At 35.5% G+C, this 20,330-nt stretch carries 22 protein-coding genes and 2 pseudogenes; 17 read left to right on the forward strand and 7 right to left on the reverse strand.

Annotated features, from left to right (window positions below; all coding sequences use genetic code 11):
- Positions 1-142: 142 nt before the first annotated feature.
- Together ACH8JV_RS17055 and ACH8JV_RS17060 are read right to left on the reverse strand one after the other, a co-directional pair.
- A pseudogene (locus ACH8JV_RS17055) lies at positions 143-711 on the reverse strand (tyrosine-type recombinase/integrase); the annotation flags it as partial.
- A gap of 104 nt (positions 712-815) precedes the next feature.
- Positions 816-1,148: pseudogene (locus ACH8JV_RS17060) on the reverse strand (TetR/AcrR family transcriptional regulator); the annotation flags it as partial.
- A 118-nt stretch (positions 1,149-1,266) separates the two neighbouring features.
- Between ACH8JV_RS17060 and ACH8JV_RS17065 the strand changes: the two are divergent.
- Genes ACH8JV_RS17065 through ACH8JV_RS17080 form a run of 4 tightly spaced genes read left to right on the forward strand, consistent with a single transcriptional unit; the run spans position 1,267 to position 6,300 of the window.
- Positions 1,267-2,286 (forward strand): HlyD family efflux transporter periplasmic adaptor subunit, encoded by a 1,020-nt coding sequence (locus ACH8JV_RS17065; protein WP_396522668.1) that lies wholly within the window; start codon positions 1,267-1,269, stop codon positions 2,284-2,286.
- Positions 2,279-4,042 (forward strand): ATP-binding cassette domain-containing protein, encoded by a 1,764-nt coding sequence (locus tag ACH8JV_RS17070; protein ID WP_396522670.1) that lies wholly within the window; start codon positions 2,279-2,281, stop codon positions 4,040-4,042. The genes ACH8JV_RS17065 and ACH8JV_RS17070 overlap by 8 nt, the downstream gene beginning before the upstream one ends.
- A 10-nt stretch (positions 4,043-4,052) precedes the next feature.
- The gene (locus ACH8JV_RS17075; protein ID WP_396522672.1) at positions 4,053-5,177 is read left to right on the forward strand and encodes an ABC transporter permease; all 1,125 of its coding nucleotides are present in this window, start codon (positions 4,053-4,055) and stop codon (positions 5,175-5,177) included.
- 4 nt (positions 5,178-5,181) lie between these two features.
- On the forward strand, positions 5,182-6,300 hold the full coding sequence (locus tag ACH8JV_RS17080; protein WP_396522674.1) for an ABC transporter permease: 1,119 nt from the start codon (positions 5,182-5,184) through the stop codon (positions 6,298-6,300).
- 45 nt (positions 6,301-6,345) lie between these two features.
- On the opposite strand, the gene ACH8JV_RS17085 is transcribed toward ACH8JV_RS17080, so the two are convergent.
- Positions 6,346-7,215, reverse strand: a complete 870-nt coding sequence (locus ACH8JV_RS17085; RefSeq protein WP_016141130.1) for a DUF2797 domain-containing protein — start codon at positions 7,213-7,215, stop codon at positions 6,346-6,348.
- A gap of 39 nt (positions 7,216-7,254) precedes the next feature.
- On the opposite strand from ACH8JV_RS17085, the gene ACH8JV_RS17090 reads away from it, so the two are divergent.
- Complete coding sequence (locus ACH8JV_RS17090) at positions 7,255-7,716, forward strand: DUF6231 family protein (protein WP_005069394.1); 462 nt, start codon at positions 7,255-7,257, stop codon at positions 7,714-7,716.
- A gap of 99 nt (positions 7,717-7,815) precedes the next feature.
- On the forward strand, positions 7,816-8,406 hold the full coding sequence (locus ACH8JV_RS17095) for a YidB family protein (RefSeq protein ID WP_396522676.1): 591 nt from the start codon (positions 7,816-7,818) through the stop codon (positions 8,404-8,406).
- 108 nt (positions 8,407-8,514) lie between these two features.
- On the opposite strand, the gene ACH8JV_RS17100 is transcribed toward ACH8JV_RS17095, so the two are convergent.
- The 3 genes from ACH8JV_RS17100 to ACH8JV_RS17110 all read right to left on the reverse strand — a co-directional run bounded on the left by ACH8JV_RS17100 (position 8,515) and on the right by ACH8JV_RS17110 (position 10,577).
- The gene (locus ACH8JV_RS17100) at positions 8,515-9,621 is read right to left on the reverse strand and encodes a porin (RefSeq protein WP_311071229.1); all 1,107 of its coding nucleotides are present in this window, start codon (positions 9,619-9,621) and stop codon (positions 8,515-8,517) included.
- 254 nt (positions 9,622-9,875) lie between these two features.
- The gene (locus ACH8JV_RS17105; RefSeq protein ID WP_396522679.1) at positions 9,876-10,289 is read right to left on the reverse strand and encodes an HIT family protein; all 414 of its coding nucleotides are present in this window, start codon (positions 10,287-10,289) and stop codon (positions 9,876-9,878) included.
- A gap of 18 nt (positions 10,290-10,307) precedes the next feature.
- A complete protein-coding gene (locus ACH8JV_RS17110) occupies positions 10,308-10,577 on the reverse strand; it encodes a YARHG domain-containing protein (RefSeq protein ID WP_002049864.1) in 270 nt (89 codons plus the stop codon).
- Between the two features lie 264 nt (positions 10,578-10,841).
- On the opposite strand from ACH8JV_RS17110, the gene ACH8JV_RS17115 reads away from it, so the two are divergent.
- From ACH8JV_RS17115 to ACH8JV_RS17140, 6 genes are all read left to right on the forward strand, one after another.
- Positions 10,842-11,267 (forward strand): GFA family protein, encoded by a 426-nt coding sequence (locus ACH8JV_RS17115; protein ID WP_396522681.1) that lies wholly within the window; start codon positions 10,842-10,844, stop codon positions 11,265-11,267.
- Between the two features lie 128 nt (positions 11,268-11,395).
- Positions 11,396-11,596, forward strand: coding sequence for a hypothetical protein (locus tag ACH8JV_RS17120; protein ID WP_002049802.1), 201 nt, complete (start codon positions 11,396-11,398; stop codon positions 11,594-11,596).
- A gap of 502 nt (positions 11,597-12,098) precedes the next feature.
- Positions 12,099-12,323, forward strand: a complete 225-nt coding sequence (locus tag ACH8JV_RS17125; RefSeq protein ID WP_396522683.1) for a hypothetical protein — start codon at positions 12,099-12,101, stop codon at positions 12,321-12,323.
- Between the two features lie 177 nt (positions 12,324-12,500).
- The gene (locus tag ACH8JV_RS17130; protein ID WP_263613651.1) at positions 12,501-12,875 is read left to right on the forward strand and encodes a TonB C-terminal domain-containing protein; all 375 of its coding nucleotides are present in this window, start codon (positions 12,501-12,503) and stop codon (positions 12,873-12,875) included.
- 233 nt (positions 12,876-13,108) lie between these two features.
- Positions 13,109-13,876 carry a class I SAM-dependent methyltransferase gene (locus ACH8JV_RS17135; RefSeq protein ID WP_396522685.1) on the forward strand — a complete coding sequence of 256 codons (768 nt, stop codon included), beginning with the start codon at positions 13,109-13,111 and terminating at the stop codon, positions 13,874-13,876.
- A gap of 119 nt (positions 13,877-13,995) precedes the next feature.
- Complete coding sequence (locus ACH8JV_RS17140) at positions 13,996-14,568, forward strand: isochorismatase family protein (RefSeq protein ID WP_396522692.1); 573 nt, start codon at positions 13,996-13,998, stop codon at positions 14,566-14,568.
- A 34-nt stretch (positions 14,569-14,602) separates the two neighbouring features.
- Here the strand turns inward: ACH8JV_RS17140 and ACH8JV_RS17145 are convergent, their stop codons facing one another.
- A complete protein-coding gene (locus ACH8JV_RS17145; RefSeq protein WP_396522687.1) occupies positions 14,603-15,688 on the reverse strand; it encodes an alpha/beta fold hydrolase in 1,086 nt (361 codons plus the stop codon).
- A gap of 135 nt (positions 15,689-15,823) precedes the next feature.
- On the opposite strand from ACH8JV_RS17145, the gene ACH8JV_RS17150 reads away from it, so the two are divergent.
- From ACH8JV_RS17150 to ACH8JV_RS17170, 5 genes are all read left to right on the forward strand, one after another.
- Positions 15,824-17,011, forward strand: coding sequence for an O-succinylhomoserine sulfhydrylase (locus tag ACH8JV_RS17150; protein WP_025465269.1), 1,188 nt, complete (start codon positions 15,824-15,826; stop codon positions 17,009-17,011).
- Positions 17,012-17,189: 178 nt separating this feature from the next.
- Entirely contained in the window at positions 17,190-17,426 is a 237-nt protein-coding gene (locus tag ACH8JV_RS17155; RefSeq protein WP_032047530.1) for a hypothetical protein, read from the forward strand.
- A 256-nt stretch (positions 17,427-17,682) separates the two neighbouring features.
- Positions 17,683-18,012, forward strand: a complete 330-nt coding sequence (locus ACH8JV_RS17160; RefSeq protein WP_001024697.1) for a YbaB/EbfC family nucleoid-associated protein — start codon at positions 17,683-17,685, stop codon at positions 18,010-18,012.
- 9 nt (positions 18,013-18,021) lie between these two features.
- Positions 18,022-18,618, forward strand: a complete 597-nt coding sequence (gene recR / locus ACH8JV_RS17165; protein WP_000490551.1) for a recombination mediator RecR — start codon at positions 18,022-18,024, stop codon at positions 18,616-18,618.
- A gap of 307 nt (positions 18,619-18,925) precedes the next feature.
- The gene (locus tag ACH8JV_RS17170; RefSeq protein ID WP_396522690.1) at positions 18,926-20,050 is read left to right on the forward strand and encodes a ribonuclease D; all 1,125 of its coding nucleotides are present in this window, start codon (positions 18,926-18,928) and stop codon (positions 20,048-20,050) included.
- The last annotated feature ends 280 nt before the right edge of the window (positions 20,051-20,330 follow it).

The following is a 20,330-nucleotide window of genomic DNA, read 5'->3' on the forward strand; positions in this document are numbered from 1 at the left end:
CAAGTGTACTAGCTCAAACCCGAGCTGACACTTACCCATTTTTTAGTGTGCCTGTCAGGTTAAATTTGAACTAAATTCTTTTCAGCCTAAAAACGACTTCTGCCTAATAAGGCAGGAGTCTCCGATTATGCACTTTAATTTGCTAAGCATCACAGAAATTAGCCCAATCTTCCATTAATCCCTTACGTTTTTCTAGACATGCTCCACGTAAATAAGCCGCTTCCACTTCATCTGGCAGTTTATGAGCTAATACATGTTCACAGACTTCACGAGGGTAATCTGTTTTATCGGCTGACCAATCACGGAAAGTTGAACGGAAACCATGTGTTGTGATCACTCGTTTTTGCTTAGGATCAATATAGCCAATACCATCTTCTTTAAACTTCTGCTCATGCATGCGCTTGATCAGTGCAGTCAAGGACATATCAGAAAGCATCACACCACTACGTGGTGTAGGAAAAATAAAGTCATCTGGTTGAGGATGGGTTTCTTGATAAAGTTTTTCAAGTAATCTAATGGCCACTTGTGATAAAGGAACTCGATGTTCTTTATCCGCTTTCATTCATTCTTTTGGAATAATCCAGATCATATTTTTAAAATCTATTTCTTTCCATAAAGCCCCAAATACTTCACCTGAACGACAAGCAGTTAAAATAGCAAATTCCAATGCTTTGGAAGAAATACCTTTTTCTGTCTTAAATGCTGAATAAATTAAAAAAACTTGAATGGTCAAAAAATAATATATTTATATAAGTATACCTTTTAGTATATATTTTAATTGAATTTAAAAAAATTATTATATAAAACAATTATAAAATACCTCCATGCCAAACATCTTTTTCGGTTAATTTATGCAGCAAGGTCTCAAGTAATAAGCTTAGCTTTTCTTCTGGTGACTGAGTGCTTTCAACAAGTTCTAGTAAATATTTTTCATCTAGATAGTGAGCGTGAGCTTCCACTAAAACGGCTTGATATAGTCCATCTCGACCATCGAAGTGATAATTAATTGCAGCCAAATCGACATTCGCAGCGTTAGCAATTGTTTTGTTCGCTGTCTTTGCAAAACCATATTGGGCAATTAAAGGTCCTGCTGCCTCAATAATTTTGGATTTGGTTAAGTCACCATCACTTCGTCTAGATCTGGACATATTTAAACCTAATTTTTATTCACCATAAAAGTATATCTTTTATTCAAAGATTGGAGTAATTTAAATTTAAATTGAATTTAAACTAATAAAATTTGAATTTAATAAGAAGGCCAATAAGATGAATAAAAAAGTAATTGCCATCGTCTTGGTTGTTATAGCTGTGGTTATCGTCGGCTTTTGGGCATGGAAATATAACAATAAAAATCAAAAAGATAATGTATTAACATTATATGGAAATGTTGATATTCGCCAAGTTTCACTTGCATTTGAACAGCCTGGCCGTATAGAGAAACTGTTAGTTCAAGAGGGCGATAAAGTTAAAGCAGGGCAAGTACTAGCGGCTCTTAATACCAATGCACTACACATTCAGGCAAAGCAAGCTCAAGCACAACTTAAAGCTCAACAAGAGGCAATTGTTAAACAAGACGTAGGAGCTCGCCCTGAAGAAATTAGTCAAGCAAAAGCACAACTTGCATCTGCCCAAGCCGAGCTTGATAAAACCAACAAAAATTTGCAACGCTTACAAATTTTGGTGAGCAGTACGGATGGTCGGGCCATTAGCCAACAAGAACTGGACTATGCCAAAAGCAACCAACATAGTGCTGAGGCAGCAGTCCGTGAAAGACAAGCTAATTTAGAATTGATCATTAAGGGTGCCAGACAAGAAGATCGTGAAGCGACCAAAGCACAGTATGAAGTAACTAAGGCTAATTTAGATCTAATTAACTATAACCTTACTCAAGCTGAACTAAAGTCTCCTGTAAATGCAGTGGTACGAGCGCGGTTACAAGAAGTTGGCGATATGACAACTGCGCAAAAGGCCGTTTATACATTGGCTTTGACCGACCCAAAATGGATTCGTGTGTATGTAAACGAACAAGATTTAAGTTCTATCAAGATGGGTGGGACGGCCCAAGTTATTCGTGATTCTTATCCCAACCAACCTATCAATGGAAAAATTGGCTATATATCTTCAGTGGCTGAGTTCACGCCGAAAACAGTACAAACCGAAGAGATTAGAACAACACTTGTTTATGAGGTTAGGGTCTATGTAAATGACCCGAATGATCAATTGAAAATGGGCCAACCTGTGACTGTAAAAGTACCACTTGCTTCAGGTGAGAAAGCTCATGACTGATGAAAAAGTAGTGGTTCAAGTTAAAAATTTATTCATGACTTTTAAGGCTGAGAATAATAAGGCAGAAGATATTAGTGCAATTGTTGATTTGAATATGCAAATTAACCAAGGAGAGCTTACAGCTTTAGTTGGTCCAGATGGTTCGGGAAAAACAACTTTATTAAGATTAATTGCAGGACTATATAAAGCCACTTCTGGTTCATTAAATGTACTTGGAATTGACGTAAGTAAAAATCCGCAAGCTGTACAAGACCGTATTAGTTATATGCCACAACGCTTTGGACTCTATGAAGACTTAAGTGTACAAGAGAATTTAGATTTATATGCTGACTTACATGGCGTTCCAAAGGATGTACGTGGTCAAAGATTTAAACGGTTATTGGAAATAACAGATCTTACTCAATTCACTGAGCGTCTAGCAGGTCAACTTTCTGGTGGTATGAAACAAAAACTAGGGCTGGCATGTACGTTAGTTCGGTCCCCAGAATTGCTCTTACTTGATGAGCCTAGTGTTGGGGTGGATCCTCTATCAAGACGAGATTTATGGATCATTATTGAACAGCTTGTTCAGGAAGAAAACTTAAGCGTAATTATAAGTACTGCTTATATGGATGAAGCAGAAAAATGTGCTCGAGTTTATATCATGCATGAAGGCAAAATTTTAAAACAAGGTTCACCTGAACAATTAAAAGAAATAGTAAGTGGACAAACATGGAATATAAACCCTTCAGAGCAGATTAAGGCTCGGACCTTACAAGCCCAATTACTTGATAACCATTTAGAGATTATTGATGCTGTTCCAAAGGGTGAACAAGTGAACTTTATTAGTCGTCAAAAAGAGCTATTAGCCGATACTTTACCTGAAGGGCTAAAAGCCAATGCACGACCACCTGAACTTGAAGATGCATTTATGATGCTGTTGCAGCAGACTCAAAAGCAACCAAAACATATACCTATTTCTGAACAAGCTTTTCAATTAGAACAAAACAATAATTTGAAATCAGAGCAACCTATCATTGTAGTTAAAGATTTAGTCCGAACTTTTGGAGATTTTACTGCTGTTGCCAATACATCATTTGATGTTCAACGTGGCGAAATATTTGGGTTACTTGGACCAAATGGCGCGGGTAAAACGACAACTTTTCGAATGTTATGTGGATTACTCCCAGCAAGTAGTGGGTATCTAGAAGTTGCTGGTAAAAATTTACGCACAGCTCGTGCTGAGGCAAGGGCTAAAGTGGGGTACGTCTCTCAAAAATTTGCACTGTATAGTAATTTAACTGTCTTAGAAAACTTGAAGTTTTTTGGGGGAGCTTATGGGTTGTCAGGCAAAAAACTAAATCAACAAATTGATAAAGCCTTACAGCAATATGATTTAAAGCCACATATTAAAAGTGGTGATTTACCAGGTGGGTATAAACAACGGCTATCTATGGCTGCTGCACTATTACATGAACCAGAAATTTTATTTTTAGACGAACCCACGAGCGGAATTGACCCGCTTGCACGGCGTTCATTTTGGTACAGCATTGGTGAACTTGCAAATCAGGGCATTACTATCATTATTACCACGCATTTTATGGAGGAAGCAGAGTATTGCGACCGCATTGCCATACAAGATGCTGGAAAGTTATTAGCATTAGGGTCTCCCCAACAAGTCCGTAAATTGGCAAGTAAAGATAAACATATTGGTGAGATGAATGAGGCTTTTATAGCAATTGTGGAACAAGCACGCGCGTTAAGGCACGCTGGTTAGGAGGTCTACAATGAGCTTTGGATTTTGGAATCGGCTGACAGCATTAGTTCGTAAAGAAACTAAGCAGCTTATTCGTGATAAAAGTAGCCTCGGGATTGGTCTGGTTTTGCCTGTTATTTTAATTCTACTGTTTGGTTATGGACTTTCTTTTGACTTAAATCAGGCTCGAGTCGGAGTTGTCGTTGATCAGTCTTCACCACAAATCAGTCAGGTTTTAGCTGGTTTAAATGGCTCACGATATTTAACAAGTCAAGAGTTTCATAATTTGCCTGAAGCAGAGCAGGCCATTCGAGATGGAGAAATTGATGCCATTTTGCATTTTCCTTCAGATTTTTCCAGTCAGGCGCAGCAAGGTAATGCCAAGGTTCAACTATTATTAAATGGGACATCCACCACTATAGCAACAGCCTTAGAAGGTTATGTTGCAGGTGCTTTAGCTACCGCGCCATCTATACAGTTTGACCGTAGCCCAATATTAGCAACATCAAGCGCCGTTAATATTGAACAACGAATATGGTTTAACGAATCTGGTAACAGTACTTGGTTTTTAGTCCCTGGCTTAATGGTACTCATTTTAACTTTAATTGGCGCATTTTTAACTGGTTTACTTATTGCCCGTGAAAGGGAACGGGGAACTCTAGAAGCTTTATTTGTCACACCTGTACGGCCATTTGAAATTGTATTAGCAAAACTCATTCCTTATGTTGTGGTTGGCATGATTGATATCGTTATCTGTATTGTTGCTGCATATTTTATTTTTGAAGTGCCTATGCGCGGTTCATTATTCTCAATTTTGTCGGCTTCATTTCTGTATTTAATCGTTTCGTTATTACTTGGTTTAACTATATCTGGCTTTGTCCAAAGTCAGTTTCAGGCAAGTCAAATTGCCTTATTGGCAAGTTTTATGCCCGCACTGATGCTTTCCGGATTTGTTTTTGATACGCGTAACTTACCTTTGGTGGTGCAAATTATTAGCCAGTTACTACCGGCTACACATTTTATGATTTTAATTAAAACCTTATTTATGGGAGGTGATGATTGGAAGTTATGGTTTAAAGAGTGCGGTTTTCTGTTGGGATATATCGTTGTTTTGATATGTGCTGTGAACGTTTCACTGAAAAAACGGTTGAGATAAAGATATGTGGCAGCAACTAATCGCTTGGCTAAAACATTTAAGTTTTTTAGTTAAAAAAGAATTCTTAACTATTTTTAGTGATCCTGCAAATAGAGTCATTCTATTTGTACCCGCACTGATGCAAGCGCTTTTGTTTGGTTATGCTGCAACTTATGATGTTAACCATGTGGATTATGCAATTTTAGACCAGAGCAATGGGCAGGTCTCACATGAACTCATCTCAAAACTAGATGGCTCTGGTATTTTTAAGCGTGTTGTAACACTTGAATATACCGATCAAATCAAACAGGTTGTTGATAGTCGTCAGGCACTGGTTGTAATTACGATACCGTCCGACTTTGAAGACAAATTAAATAATAACCAAAGTTCATCTATACAGGTGATTGTTGATGGTAGGAACTCATCAACCGCCATCGTGGCAGGTTCATATCTAAATAAAATTATTGGTCAGTTTAATCAGCAAAAATTTAACTCAGCTTTGCCGATTAGCCTTGAAACAAGAACATGGTACAACCCAAATCAGGAATCTCGTTGGAGCCTAATGCCATCATTAATTGCAGCATTAAGTATGATGCAAACATTACTTTTATCTGCTTTATCAGTTGCGCGTGAACGTGAGCAAGGTACATTTGATCAGTTATTAGTGACACCGTATACGCCATTACAAATAATGATTGGTAAGGCCTTGCCTCCAATTTTTGTAGGCTTGATGCAATCAACCATTATTTTATTGATTATTTTGTTCTGGTTCAAAATTCCCATGAATGGCTCTATTGGGCTGCTTTATTTTGGTTTATTGAGTTTTAACGTAGCTGTAGTCGGTGTGGGCTTGTCAATTTCAGCATTATCTTTAAATATGCAACAAGCCATGTTATTTACGTTTTTACTCATTATGCCTTTAATGTTGCTTTCAGGTTTATTAACTCCTGTAGAAAACATGCCAAAAGCACTACAAATAGCAACTTATGCAAATCCATTAAGGTTTGGAATTAACTTGGTACAACGAGTTTATTTAGAAGGTGCAAGTTTTGCACAAGTTAAGTTCAACTTTATTCCAATGATCATACTTGGACTAATAACTTTACCTTTGGCAGCTTGGCTATTTAGAAACAGATTATCTTAGGTATGTTGATTAAAAAGCCCCATTCTAGGGGCTTTAAAATTTCACTTATGCACGTACGATCAGCTCGTAACCTGTATATTTACGTATATTGATAACACCAATATCAAAAATTAGATATTGACCTTTAATGCCTTGTAATACACCACGAATTTTTGGTGTTTTATCTAGGTTTAAAGACTTAATTTTTTCAGGATATTGTTCAACTGGATAAACAAACTCACGTGGCAATTCATTTTCTAGTAGTTCAACCGTTTCGTTAAATTCAAGGTTTTGACTAAATTCTTCACGAATAGATTGAATTTTCGGTGCAAACTCTTCAATTAACTGATCACGCTGTTCAATCATATTTAAAGGTTCAGCTTCACCCTTAAGGAGTTTACGCCAGTCAGTTTTATCAGCAATTAAAGAACCAAACATGGTTTCAAGCTGACCAGATAAACGGCGTGATCCAACCTTTAAAATAGGTAAGGCTTGAGTTGCACCCTGATCTAACCAACGACCTGGCATATGACTAACGCGAGTAATACCTACTTTTAGAGCACTTGAGTTTGCCAAATATACAATATGAGGTTGGAAACACACATTATGGGCAAAGTCATCTTCACGACATGTACCTAAGTGGTAGTGGCATGTTTCAGGTTTCATAATGCAAAGGTCACATTCAGCTTTTGTTTTAAAACATTTAAAGCAGTGACCTTGAGAATAAGACTTCGGTGTTTTGGTGCCACAAGATGTGCAATAAATATTACCTGTCCATTCGATTTCTAGTTCTTGTCCTAAATTAAAAGGAAGATCAATTTCTGAACGGTCTAATACAAATTTGTATTCAACATTTGCCTTGGTTGTCTGTTGATCAGTTACACTAGCATCTTTTAGGCCTGCATGCATTTTATGGCAAATGCCTTGTAGTTCCATAAAGTTTAAACTCACATCTTTCAATTAAGGGTTGCAGTTATGGCTGAACAAAATGTCATCACTTCTATGCTAGACGATTTATCAAACGAACAGCCCATTCATACTGCACTTTGTATTGGCCAGAAAATTGACCAGAATAACGCAATTCAATGGCACTATTTTACCGTAACTGAGCTTTTAAGTCTGCCTTTTACTCAGCGTTATGATTTGGGTTTTGTATTGTTTGATACAGATGAAATGCAAAACATTAGCGATGTGCAAAAATCACAATTATTAGTAAAGTTAAGAGATTTATTAGCAAAACGAATTGTTGTAGTCAGCAAACGCAGTGATGAACAGTTATTACGTTCTTTAGGTTTCACGCAACTCATTGATAAAACTTCACATGATAGTGATTTCGCTTTATGGCAATTTAACATCTTGACCTATAAACATGTTCCAGACTGGTTTAACTCAAAGTTTTGGGCAAACCCGGAAAATTGGAATAAATTCCGCTGGTAAAGGGCCACTAAATCTCTTTCAAAATTTAACAATTTCGCTTTTGCTGTCTTAACAGAAAAACGCGTATGCTCATGTATAAACCATACATAAGAGTTACACATGACAAATTTAAGCAACATTGTAGAAGTTTTGGCTCAACAAGCTTTAGGTGGGAACCAGCAAGCATCAGGTCAAGGTGGTTTAGGTGGTATTTTAGGTTCTGTATTAGGACAAATGGGTGGTAATGCTTCTTCTGGTGCTCAAGGCGGTCTGGGTGGAGTATTAGGTTCTGTATTGGGACAAGTAACTGGTAACAACAATGCGCCTCAAGCAGGTGGAGGCGTACAAAGTTTATTAATTGCAGTTGTACCTTTAATCTTAGGTTGGGTGCAGCAACAAGGCGGTTTACAGGCTGCTTTAGAAAAGTTAAAAGGAGCTGGTTTAGGCAGTCAAGTTCAAAGTTGGGTTGACCCAAATCAAAGTAATAGTAAAGTTCCAACTCAACAATTACAAAGCCTATTTAACCCAGCAGATATTGAACAAGTTGCCCAGCAGGCTCAAGCGCCAAAAGAACAAGTTTATGGTGCGATTGCTTCTGTCTTACCGCAGGTTATTGATTCTTTAACACCTCAGGGTGATAGTACAGACCATCAGGAAGCTAATCAAGACATTCAAAATGTGATGAATCTGGTAAGTGGTTTCTTAAAATAAGATATAAATTTTAAAAAGCTGATAATTTTTATATCGGCTTTTTAGTCAGCACAATAAAATAAAAGGGCAGAAGCCCTTTTATTTTAGATCTGAATCAAACATAACTGATTAGAAGTTATATTCGATACCAGTACCAACAACAGTTTGTTTGTCGTTATCACTCAACCAGTCACGTTTTTGTTGAGCAACAATGCCGTAGAAGCGAGCTTGTTTGTTGATTTGGTAATCAAGACCTACACCGTACAAGTCAATTTTACGATCTGCTAAACCACTTACTTGTGTTTCAGCAGAAGAATATTCTGCTTTCACTTTAAGTTTAGTATTCGGGATTTTATAAGCAGCTGTGATTGAATAAGCTTCTTCTTGTAAATCACGGTAAGCTTTACCAGCCTTGTCAACTGATCCATCTGCTTTATATGTTTGACCATATGCAGTCAATTCATCAGTAGGTTCAGCATGTTGCCATAAAGCGCCAATTACTAGACCTGTTTTTGCGATGTCATAAGAGCCTGTTACGCGGTAAGCATCTGTATAAATATCTTTCAGACCGTAAGCCGCATATTTACCTTTAATACCAAAGTCACCTGCAGCTGCAATTGCTAAGCCAAGGTCTTTGTTTTCATAACCAAGCGCAGTTGATACAGAGTCAAAACTATTATTTTTGCTGTCTTTACCAGTTTCACCTGGTTTATTATCACTAGTACTTTCACCAGTTTGAGCCATGATGTTGAAAGTTATACCAGCTAATAATTTAGGATCTAATTCAAAACCAATTACGTTATCTAAACGGTTTTCACCATACATGATATTAGTAATATCTAAACGTGTATCATCATTAAAGATATCTTGGTTGTTACCAGCAGCAGTTTTAAAGTAAGAATCGTATTTACCTACTTTTAATGTACCAACACCATCAGTTTTTAAACCGATATAACGGTTACGAGCGCTAAGATCACTATCAGAACCAGAACCATCAGTAGAGATTGCCCACTCAGCTAAATAAACAGCAGATAGCTTGTCAGTTAATTTTTCTTCGCCTTTCACCCCAATGCGAGAAGCGTTTGAGTTAATTTCAGTAACGTCACTTTTCCCATCGAAATTTTTATTGTCAACTTGGTTAATAGAAACATTCAGTTTGCCATACAAAGTTGGCGCTGCTTGCACCGCGTTTACGCTCAAAGTTGCAACTGCGGCAGCGAGTAGCAATTTCTTCATTGAGATTTCTCCAAAAAGTATTTTAAAAATGGCACATGCCTGTTAACTAATTATTTTGTAGTTGACTTGTGTACAAAAAGTTACAGAAGCTCACCAACTTGCTAAGAAGTATCTGTAAACTTTATGACAGTGGAGTGAAGAGGAAATGACAGTTTTATGACAATTAAAAATTAGAAATATTTTATTTTCTTTTGATTTTATTACACTTTTTAAATAAAAAAGCGGAGCCGAAGCTCCGCTTTTAAGTCTTTAAATTAAAGAGCTGCTTTAATTTTTTCAGCTAAAGCCTTGATTTTATCTTGATCACCTAATTGTGCAGCATGTTTACCAAGTTGGTGAACATTTGTTGGAATTAGATGAAAATGAACATGAGGGACAGTTTGTCCAGCAGCAGCACCTGATAATTGCATGAGTACAATTCCATCAAGATTCAGCGCAGTTTCCATTGCTTTCGCAATTTTTTGCACGATCTGAATGGTATAGGCTGCCGATTCAGGCGGTAAATCAAGTAAAGTTACTGCAGGAGTTTTTGGAATAACTAATGCATGACCATCGGCTTGGGGCATAATATCCATAAAAGCTAGAACTTGATCATCTTCATAGAGTTTTATCGCTGGAAGTTCACCACGTAAAATTTTTGCGAAGATATTTTGATCATCATATGCCATGTATTATTCCTTTAAATACTATTTACACTTCAATTCTTTTTGACGTTCTTTAATTGCGTCTAGACGTTGCTGCTCTTTATCAGAGAATTTTGGCTTAGTCGTATGACAGTTTTCATTACCATATTTTTCTTTAGCATCTTGGTCTTTAAAACAAAAGCCTTTTGATGCATAAATCAAATTGTAATCATCTTGCAATTTTTGACATTCTTGCTCAGGTGTTGCAGCTTGAGCACTGAAACCGGCAAGGGTTACCATTCCAGTGAATACTGCAACCAATAATTTATTCATGAGCTTTTCCTCAGTTAAAGGTATGAACCTGTACTCAATATAAGGTTTATTCCCAATATTTCAATGACTATTAATTACTCAAGTGTTATTAAAAATCATATTTGATCTTATAATACAAAAAAGCTTTACATATCAATATCTTTTTTTAAATTTATTTTAAATCAAATGCTTAGATCTTATTTTATATTAAACAATAAAAATATATACATAATAAATATTTAACGTCATTATTGAAATTTCATAGTGATGAATTAAATACATTATATGAGTAACATCGGTTCTTGTTTATGTAATCAAGTAAAGTTTTCTATATCCCGTGAAATAAAAACGGTTTACCACTGTCATTGCAGTTTATGCCGAAAACAAACGGGTACAGGAGCGAATGCGGCTACTTTAGTGAAAGAAAGCCAATTTAACTGGTTAGCTGGAAGTGAATATGTCGCTACCTATAAAAAGGAGACTGGTTTTACCTCGTCGTTTTGTAATCAGTGTGGTTCGCCAGTACCTAATAAAATTAATGGTACAAACTATATATGGATACCATTAGGGCTTTTGGAACAATCATTTAATCCGGACTTAAAGCTTAATTTTTGTATAGAGTCAAAACATGAATGGGTGGAGTTAGCGAACGCTCATAAAAGTTTTGACCATTTGCCTGTTATTGAGGAATTCTTAAAGTACTTCGAATAACATTCTTTAAATTTTATATCTTTTAATACTTCTTAAGTGTTCGTTACATAAATGATGTGTGTTCACTGTTGAATATATCTGACATTTAATTGAGCATAAAATCACATAACTTAAAAAGGATGGTTCACATGATAGATGAAGAAAAGCCTTTAAATTTTGAAGATGATGACGAGCCTCTTGATTTTGAAGATGAAGAATTCACAGATGATAAAAAAGAGGATGAAATGTATAACTCGATCACTAAGGATGGATCTAGTGTTGACCCAGCTGATGATGGCACACGTCATATTCGTCCAGAAGATGGTGATCCTATAGAACTTGATGAGTAAGTACATCAGTTTAAAAAAGATTAGTCTTTTTAATCTTTAAGTATAAGTGTAATATCCGAGCGCTGTCACAAACAGCAAAAAGTCCTGAATGATCAGCGCAAAAAATCAAAAGGGTAAAGCCTGCTTACAAAGCGGGCTTTTTTATTTTTATAAAATTGTAGATTACGAGAATTAATTTATTGTGCCTGTAAAAGCTTATTATTTTTAAAAAAATAGTTGGACATCATAGATGAAAGGCTAATCGCTGCTCCTATTGTTTGTAATGAGCATTTAAAAGAAGCACGAATGTAAATAATAAAAATAAAAAAAGTAGAAAGACCATGAGTTAAAACATATCGTTAAATTATTTAGGTATTTTACACAATTTAACATTTTATGCAAATTAGTTTACATTTCATTAAGATTTGTTAAAGGTTTGATCTGAGATTAATCGTTTTAAGTATGTGACAATCAAAGCATAATTTGTTAGATTGTTTGATTTTTATAACAACAGGTGAGCCAAATGAAGAAATTATTATTTGTCATTATTGCTGGGTTTGGGCTAGAAGGTTGTGCGTCACTGACGGAAAAAGCTGATGAAAATTATATTACCAGGTCTCCCATTACCCCAGTCAATACTGCATTTAATGGTACGAAAGTACTTGAGCATGGAATTTTTACTGAGCAGGATATTGCTGATATGCCGGAGCATTCAAATATTAATTCACGTTATAAAATATCATTTTAAGTCAATACTTAAAATTAAAATTGAATAGTTAAACTAAATAATCCAGTAAATTAGCAGAAATGCAAAATTTACTAAGATTGTATTTAGTAATAGCTATTAAGTATAAAACCACCAGTCAGGTGGTTTTTAAAACGATAAAATGTTAAATTTTAATCATTGAAAAAATTGGTTTTATAAATGAAAAGAGTTATTATTTTAACTTCTATATTGTTATTAACTGGGTGTGCAATTAACTCGAAGACATTATCACCGACTAAAAGTAGCGATGATAAAATTATTTTAGAGGCTGAAAAATATAAGCAACAATATCAAAAAAAGATATTTAAAATTTGGGATATTCCACCGTCTTCAGTAGGCATGAGTGCCAGTGTTAAAGTCTTTTTAAATGATAGTGGTGAGATTGAGCAAATTATTTTTCTAGATAAAGAAGATCCAAAGTTTAAATCGAGTATTGAAAAAGCAATATGGCGTGCAAGTCCTTTTGTTTTACCTTCTAATCCTGATGTAAGAAAACAGGTAAGAAAGTTCAACATCAAATTTATGGCAAAGTAGATTTTAAATATGAACTTCGCCTTTTATTTTTAGAAACCACCTCTCGGTGGTTTTCTATATTTAAAATTATAAATAACAAATATATAGAAAACTTTTAAACTTCATTGTATCATTTCTATAACTGCATAAGTGACTAAGCTATAACTTTATTTTATTAATTATTTAAAAACTAATCATTATTTTTTATCTACTTTTTCTTTTATGGTTAACCCATCTAAGAAGAGGAATAAGCCATGTTGAATCAACATGAGATAAATTTAAAACAGTACCAAAATAAATCTTTAAGTTATTTGAATAGCACAGCTCACTCTGAAGGAGTTGAGTTTGATAAGTTTATTAAAGAGATTGAGAAATATTCAAATGCTGTAGTTTTAGATTTAGGCTGTGGTGGTGGTCATGTGGCTTATAACGTTGCTCACCATGCCGATCTGGTTTTTGCTTATGATTTATCTCATGAAATGCTTGATACTGTTTCAAAAGCTGCGAATGCTCGGAAAATAAAAAATATTTTCGTACAACAGGGCATAGCTGAAGATATGCCTTTTACTGATGAACAATTTGATGTAGTGATTAGCCGATATTCTGCTCATCACTGGCAGCATGTACCAACGGCCATGAAAGAAATAAACCGTATTTTAAAGCCAAATGGTACAGTTATTTTTGTTGATATTATCAGCTCAAGTTTTCCTATTTTAGACACGTTTTTACAAACTATAGAGGTGATTCGGGACCCAAGTCATGTAAGAAATTACAGTATTAAAGAATGGGTTTACTTTATAGAAGATGCTGGTTTTGAATTAACTGCCTTAGATAAACAATCACTCATGCTAGATTTTGATAGTTGGGTACAGCGTATGAAAACTCCTGAAGATCAGATAAAAACGCTTAAATATCTACAAGAGAATGCATCAGATGTAGTCAAAAAATATTTTAATATTCAAAAAGACGGAAGTTTCGAAAGTAAGGTAGGGTACTTTGTATTTAAAAAGATACCCTTCTAGTTTAATTTTAGTTTGTAAATTATTAAATACGAAAAGTTTTAAAACTTTGAAGCCAATGAAATAAAATGCTCATATCATTATAAAAGTTGTGTGAAATGGGCTATTGAAGTCGATAGGAGATAAAGATTTTAATCCAGAATAATTCGGTTAATGCATTAATTGTAGTAGATGTGCAAAAGGTTTTTGTATTAGGCAATGAGGCTGTTCCAGCCGCAGAGCAACTTCTTTCTTCAATTAATATTTTACTTTCGAAGGCGCGCTTAGCACGTGTACCTGTCATTTTTCTAGAAAATGACGGTGCTTTAGATACTGTAGATGAACCATTTCAATGGGGATGGGAACTATTTTTTCCTCCTCAAGAAGGTGAAATTGTATTAAGAAAAGTCAATGACAATGGGTTTGATGGTACGCCACTTCAGCAAATTCTAAATGAAAGCAGAGTACAAACCTTTGTAATTTGTGGGGTACTATCCGAAATGTGTGTAGCGGCTACTGCTCGTGCTGCACTAGAGTTAGGTTATGGGGTGCTTTTACCTCATGATGCACATGCAACTTATAATGTACCCGCAGGACCCGGCTCAGAAGAAGTACCAGCAGCAATGGCGGCCCGAGCTGCTGAGTGGTCTCTTGGCGATGAAATTGTCATCTGTGCTTCATCTCATGAAGTGAATTTCATAGAAAGCGTTAAATAAAAGCCTTTACTTAAAGGGCTTTTCATATCTATATTTAAATTTTTGTTGAACGATCGATTAGCCATGCTGCTAGCTTTGGCCAGAATTCCTGAGCACTTGCTTGGCTTGACATTAGTCCTAAATGCCCGCCAGGAATAAGAGTAAACGTCACATCTTTGCTGCTGGTTAATTCGCTTAATGGTTGAGCAGCATCCGCCGTAACCAATTGATCGCTACGACCAGCGCCAACTAAAAGAGAACAATCGATATTTTTTAACTCGATTTTTTTATCTTTTAATAGAATAGAACCTTGCTTCAACGGATTTTGTAGCCATACGTTGAATAACATGTCCTGATTAATACCACCAGGATAATCAATCATATTGTTTAAAAAACTACTTAATGTGGCATGTTCTTGTACAAACTGCAGATCATCAAGGTTTTTAAGTAATTGAATATGACCCTCGAACCAGCCTTTAGGATCAAGAATTTTAAATCCTAGAGAATTTAAAATACCTGGAGTATGAATTAAACGCTTCGGTAAACCTGAGTAGATACGTGCCTGAAGTTTTTTATTACGACCAATAACATTATTTATGGTTCGGTAGAGTTTTCCGATATAGCCAGAAGCATAGCTATCGATTGGGCTACCTAACACTATAAGGTTTTTGACATAATTTGGATGGTTATGTGCTGTATACAAAGTAACAAATATACCCGCCATACTCCATCCATGTAGAGAAATTTGATCACTTCCTGAATGAGTGCGGACAAGCCCTATAGCTTTAGGAATAAAATCTTCAATAAATGATAAAAAGTTAAGATGTCTATCTTTAAACCCTAAACGGCCCCAATCGACAAGGTACACGTCAAATCCCGTATTTTGGAAGTGCTTAATAAGAGAACGATAAGGATATAAATCATAGATCGCCATATTAATTGCTAGAGGTGCAACAAATACTAATGGTTCTTTAAAACGCTTTTGAGCAGCCGCATAGTAACGAATACGAGTTTCATTAAATTGACCGATGACTTCATAAGGTGTGCTTTGTGACAACACCAGTGTTTCGGGTTGAAATAGTCGAGTAGTGAGGTGTTTGATTTGGCTTTGCTCAGAGGCAATGGACTTTAAGCGTTTCATCTTACTTTGCCAACTATTTACTAAAATTAAATAAAGTCTAAGCGATAATTTTCAGGTTTACCTTGACCTTAAATACCTTAGACACTCAAAATGATGATAGTTTTTTAGTACATGACCAGTAAAGGCGAACATTTAATGAACCAGTCTGATGATTTAGAATACCAACTTGATACTTTAGCCATTCGTACCGGACATACTCGTAGTTTTGAAGGTGAGCACGGCGAACCGATTTTTTTGACTTCATCTTTTGTGTATGAAAACGCTGCTGAAGCGGCTGCAAAATTTTCTGGTCAAGTTCAAGGAAATATCTATTCACGTTTTACCAATCCGACTGTATCAATGTTCGAAAAACGCTTAGCAGCTTTAGATGGTGCTGAACGTGCTGTTGCGACAAGTTCTGGAATGGGCGCGATTTTGTCAGTTGCTATGGCATATTTAAAAGCGGGTGATCATGTTATTTGCTCAAGAGCAGTTTTTGGTTCAGTTGTCGCTTTGTTTGAGAAATATATTGCCAAGTTTGGTGTAGATATTACATTTGTCGATTTATGTGATTTGGACGATTGGAAAAACGCTGTACGTCCAGAAACTAAACTTTTATTTGTTGAGTCACCATCGAATCCTTTAGCTGAGATTGCAGATATTCAAGCACTTGCAGATATTGCACATGCGAATGGTGCATTACTTGCGGTTGATAATAGTTTCTGTACGCCTGTTTTGCAGCAACCATTAAAATTTGGTGCAGACCTTGTGATTTACTCGGCAACTAAATATTTAGATGGACAAGGGCGAGCATTAGGCGGTGCTGTTGTCGGTAATCATCAGTTGTTAGAAGAGGTTTTTGGTGTCGTCCGTACACTTGGGCCATCAATGAGTCCGTTTAATGCATGGGTTTTCTTAAAAGGTCTAGAAACTTTACGCTTACGTATGAAAGCACACTGTGAGAGTGCTCAAATTCTTGCCGAATGGTTATCTACCCATGACAAAGTAGAAAAAGTTTACTACGCAGGCCTTCCAACTCACGAAGGACACGAACTTGCTGCAAAACAGCAAAATGGTTTTGGTGGGATTGTTTCTTTCGTTGTTAAAGGCGAACGTGAAGGTGCTTGGAAGGTGATTGATAACACCAAATTTATTTCAATTACTGGTAATTTAGGTGATGTGAAGTCAACAATTACCCATCCTGCGACAACAACACACGGCAAACTTTCTGCTGAAGCCAAACAAGCAGCTGGAATTCAAGAAGGTTTAATCCGTGTTTCAGTTGGTTTAGAAGATATTAACGATATTATTGGTGATATCTCACGTGGATTAGATTTAATCTAATTAATTTATAAATTTAAGAGTAAACCACACTTATTTTAGTGTGGTTTTTTATTAATGATGTTGTTACTCACAAACAACGAAAGCAATAAAAAGACTACATTTTGTTATAAATGACTCTAAAATCACAACGTATAAAAGTTCTAAATTTAATAAAAATAACAAAGTGAGTTTTTGAACCATGCTTAAACCTATAATTATATTAGTCGCTATAGGGGCAATTGGTTTGGTTGGATACAGAGTATTTGCCCAAAAAGACGAACCGACTAAGATTAGCGAAACTGTATTGTTAATTAATGATGCGAACAAATCAGTTGAAGATGCAGACCATTCCATAGAAAAGGCAAATGCCTCTTTTCAGAAAATGCCTTTAAATGAATACAAACCGGATAATAAAAACCTTCAAGCCTCACAATAGTTGCACTTAAATTTTAGAACTGGTTCTAAGAGTGAAAAGTTTTACACAGAAAGCTTTAAACTCATGAGTTAGCGAAAATAGTTTCATAGATACCAATAGAAAACATTAATTTATTGTGTCAGAATTACAGATTAATTTTGATTTAAACGTAATGACCTCAATGCTCTTTATGATGGGTTGAGGGACTAAAAGAGTTTAAGTTCTGAAGTGTTATGTGACTATCAATTATATTTGGTAGAGATACGGAGTTAGGTTTATGAATATCAATATGCTCATGCAGCAAGCGCAGCGCATGCAAAAAGATATGGAATCAAATATAAAAAAGGCCAAAGAAGAGCTTGCTCAAACTGAAGTACACGCTGAAGCGGGTGGTGGTTTAGTTAAAGTAACCATGACTGGTCGTTATATCGTAAAACGTATCGAAATTAATCCAGAATTGCTTCAAGATGAACCAGATATGATTGAAGACTTAATCGCAGCTGCTGTTAATGATGCTGTGCGTCAAGCAGAAGTAGTTTCTGAAGAAAAAATGCAAAAAGCTAACTCTGGTATGGGTTTACCTCCTGGCTTAGCGGGCATGTTCTAAGGAAATTCAGTGTTTAGTGATAGATTTGAACAACTCGTTCAAGCTTTACGTATTTTGCCTAGCGTTGGACCGAAGTCGGCTCAACGTATGGCTTTACATCTATTGATGAAAAATCGTGAAGGTGCATTTGCTTTAGCGCATGCTCTACATGAAGCATCAAGTTATATCCACGAATGTAGTGTTTGCCACTCTTTAACTGAGCACGAAATTTGTGATATTTGCGCTTCAACAGAAAGAGATGATCAATTGCTCTGTGTGGTTGAATCTCCGGCAGATGTGATGGCAATTGAGCAAAGTGGTAGTTTCCGTGGCAAATACCATGTGTTGGGTGGGCATCTTTCTCCATTAGATGGAATTGGGCCAGAAGAAATAGGTATTCCTTACCTAATCCAGCGTTTAAGCCAAGGAACTATCGAAGAAGTCATTTTGGCAACTAACGCTACTGTAGAAGGTCAGGCGACAGCGCATTATTTGGTTGAAGCGACGAAGCATTTACCTATTCACATGACACGTATTGCTCAAGGTGTACCACAAGGTGGTGAGCTTGAATATGTTGATAGCCATACATTAAGTCAGGCGGTACATAACCGTATGCGTATGAAATAAGTACCTCGGTGCTTATTTCAAAGATTTTTTAAAATATAAGTTTTATTATTAAAAAAATCTTTTTAAAAGACAAAAACATATTTTAAAAATGACTTAATGAATATATAAATTAAAAAAAGCTGTTTGTAAAAAATAAATTTTTATAAGGATTTTAAATTGAAAAATTTAAAATAATGATCAAAAAATTATCTCTTTTTGGGAAAATTGTTCAAAAATAGATTATTCATCATGGATTCAGTAGCATTTTTCTATTGCTATGTTATATATACCAGAGTTTAAAGCACTCTTTGCATTTACTTGAGAAAGCATGTTTCAGTTTATCCAACAGCAAACCGAATTGGTTGATGTTCTTCAACAAATGGATCAATGTTCAACATATGGACTTGATACAGAATTTATTAAGGTTGATACCCTTTGGCCTAAACTTGGAGTATGTCAAGTCAATGTCAACGGAAACGTATATTTGCTGGATGGCGTGTCGCTAGACTTAAGTGAGTTTTGGAAAAAAATCTTTGTTGCTCAACAAAATATTTTTCACGCATGTGGTGAAGATATCGATTTAATCTATCACTATGCTGATGAACAAAACCTATTAAATGTTTTTGATACTCAAGTTGGACTTTCCTTTTTAGGGCATGGTTTACAAGTAAGCTATCAAGGTGCTTTAAAGCTTTGTTTAGAGATTGACATTGAAAAAGACCAAACTCGATCTGACTGGTTAGCAAGACCTTTGTCTCCTCAACAGTTATGCTACGCAGCAAATGATGTTTTATACCTTATGCAGTTGGCTAACCATATTAAGGATCAGCTTAAGCAAAAAGGGCTTTATGAATATGTTCTTGAAGACTGTAGTAGTCTAACCAAAGAAATTATTAGTGAAACACCAACGTCATTACTCTATACAGATGTAGGCAACTATCGACATTCACGCCGTCAATTAATGCAATTGCAGAATTTAAGTGAATGGCGCGAACATATAGTTAAAGCAACCAATCAGCCACGTAGTTTTATCCTTAGAAACTCGACAATGATTGATTTGGTCGAAAAAAATCCACGTAATAATTTTCAATTATCTCAAGTAAGAGATATCCGTCCAAATGTTGTTCGTGAATATGGCAAGATTATTCTGGATCTTTTAAAGGATTTACCAGTAGAAGGGCAATGGCCAGCTAAAATTGCTAAACCTTTTAAAATTACGTCAAGAGAAACTCTAGATAAAATGGATGCGTTAATTGCAAATGCTATAGGGCAAACCTCCATTCCGAAAGAAGTTTTACTGCGTAAGAAATGGTTAAATGCAATTCATCAGCATGTACTTTCTAAAGGTGATGAACAAGATTTACCCGATTACTTGTTAGGTTGGCGCTACGAATTACTCACCAAACCACTTATTCAACTATTTACAGAAGAGAAAGCAACTCTGTTATTTTAAATTTACCAAGGTGTTTTCAGTTCAAATGAGCACATTGTATTTAAAAATAACTTATTTGATTAATATTTGCTCAATTGATAGTGGTTAATTTTTATTTAAAATAAAGCTTTTTTATAAGCCTATCTTTATAAATTTAAACCTTTATTTAGTTGTGCTTTATATTCTTAGGTTTTTTTAAAGTTTAAATACTATAAATATGAGTTAATCTTAATTTAATATGATTATGCTGAATTAAATTAACTTTATTCGTGAGAAAAATTCAATTGCGTATATATACAGG

The sequence above is a fragment of the Acinetobacter sp. ABJ_C5_2 genome, from assembly GCF_044538485.1.
GTDB lineage: Bacteria > Pseudomonadota > Gammaproteobacteria > Pseudomonadales > Moraxellaceae > Acinetobacter > Acinetobacter nosocomialis_A.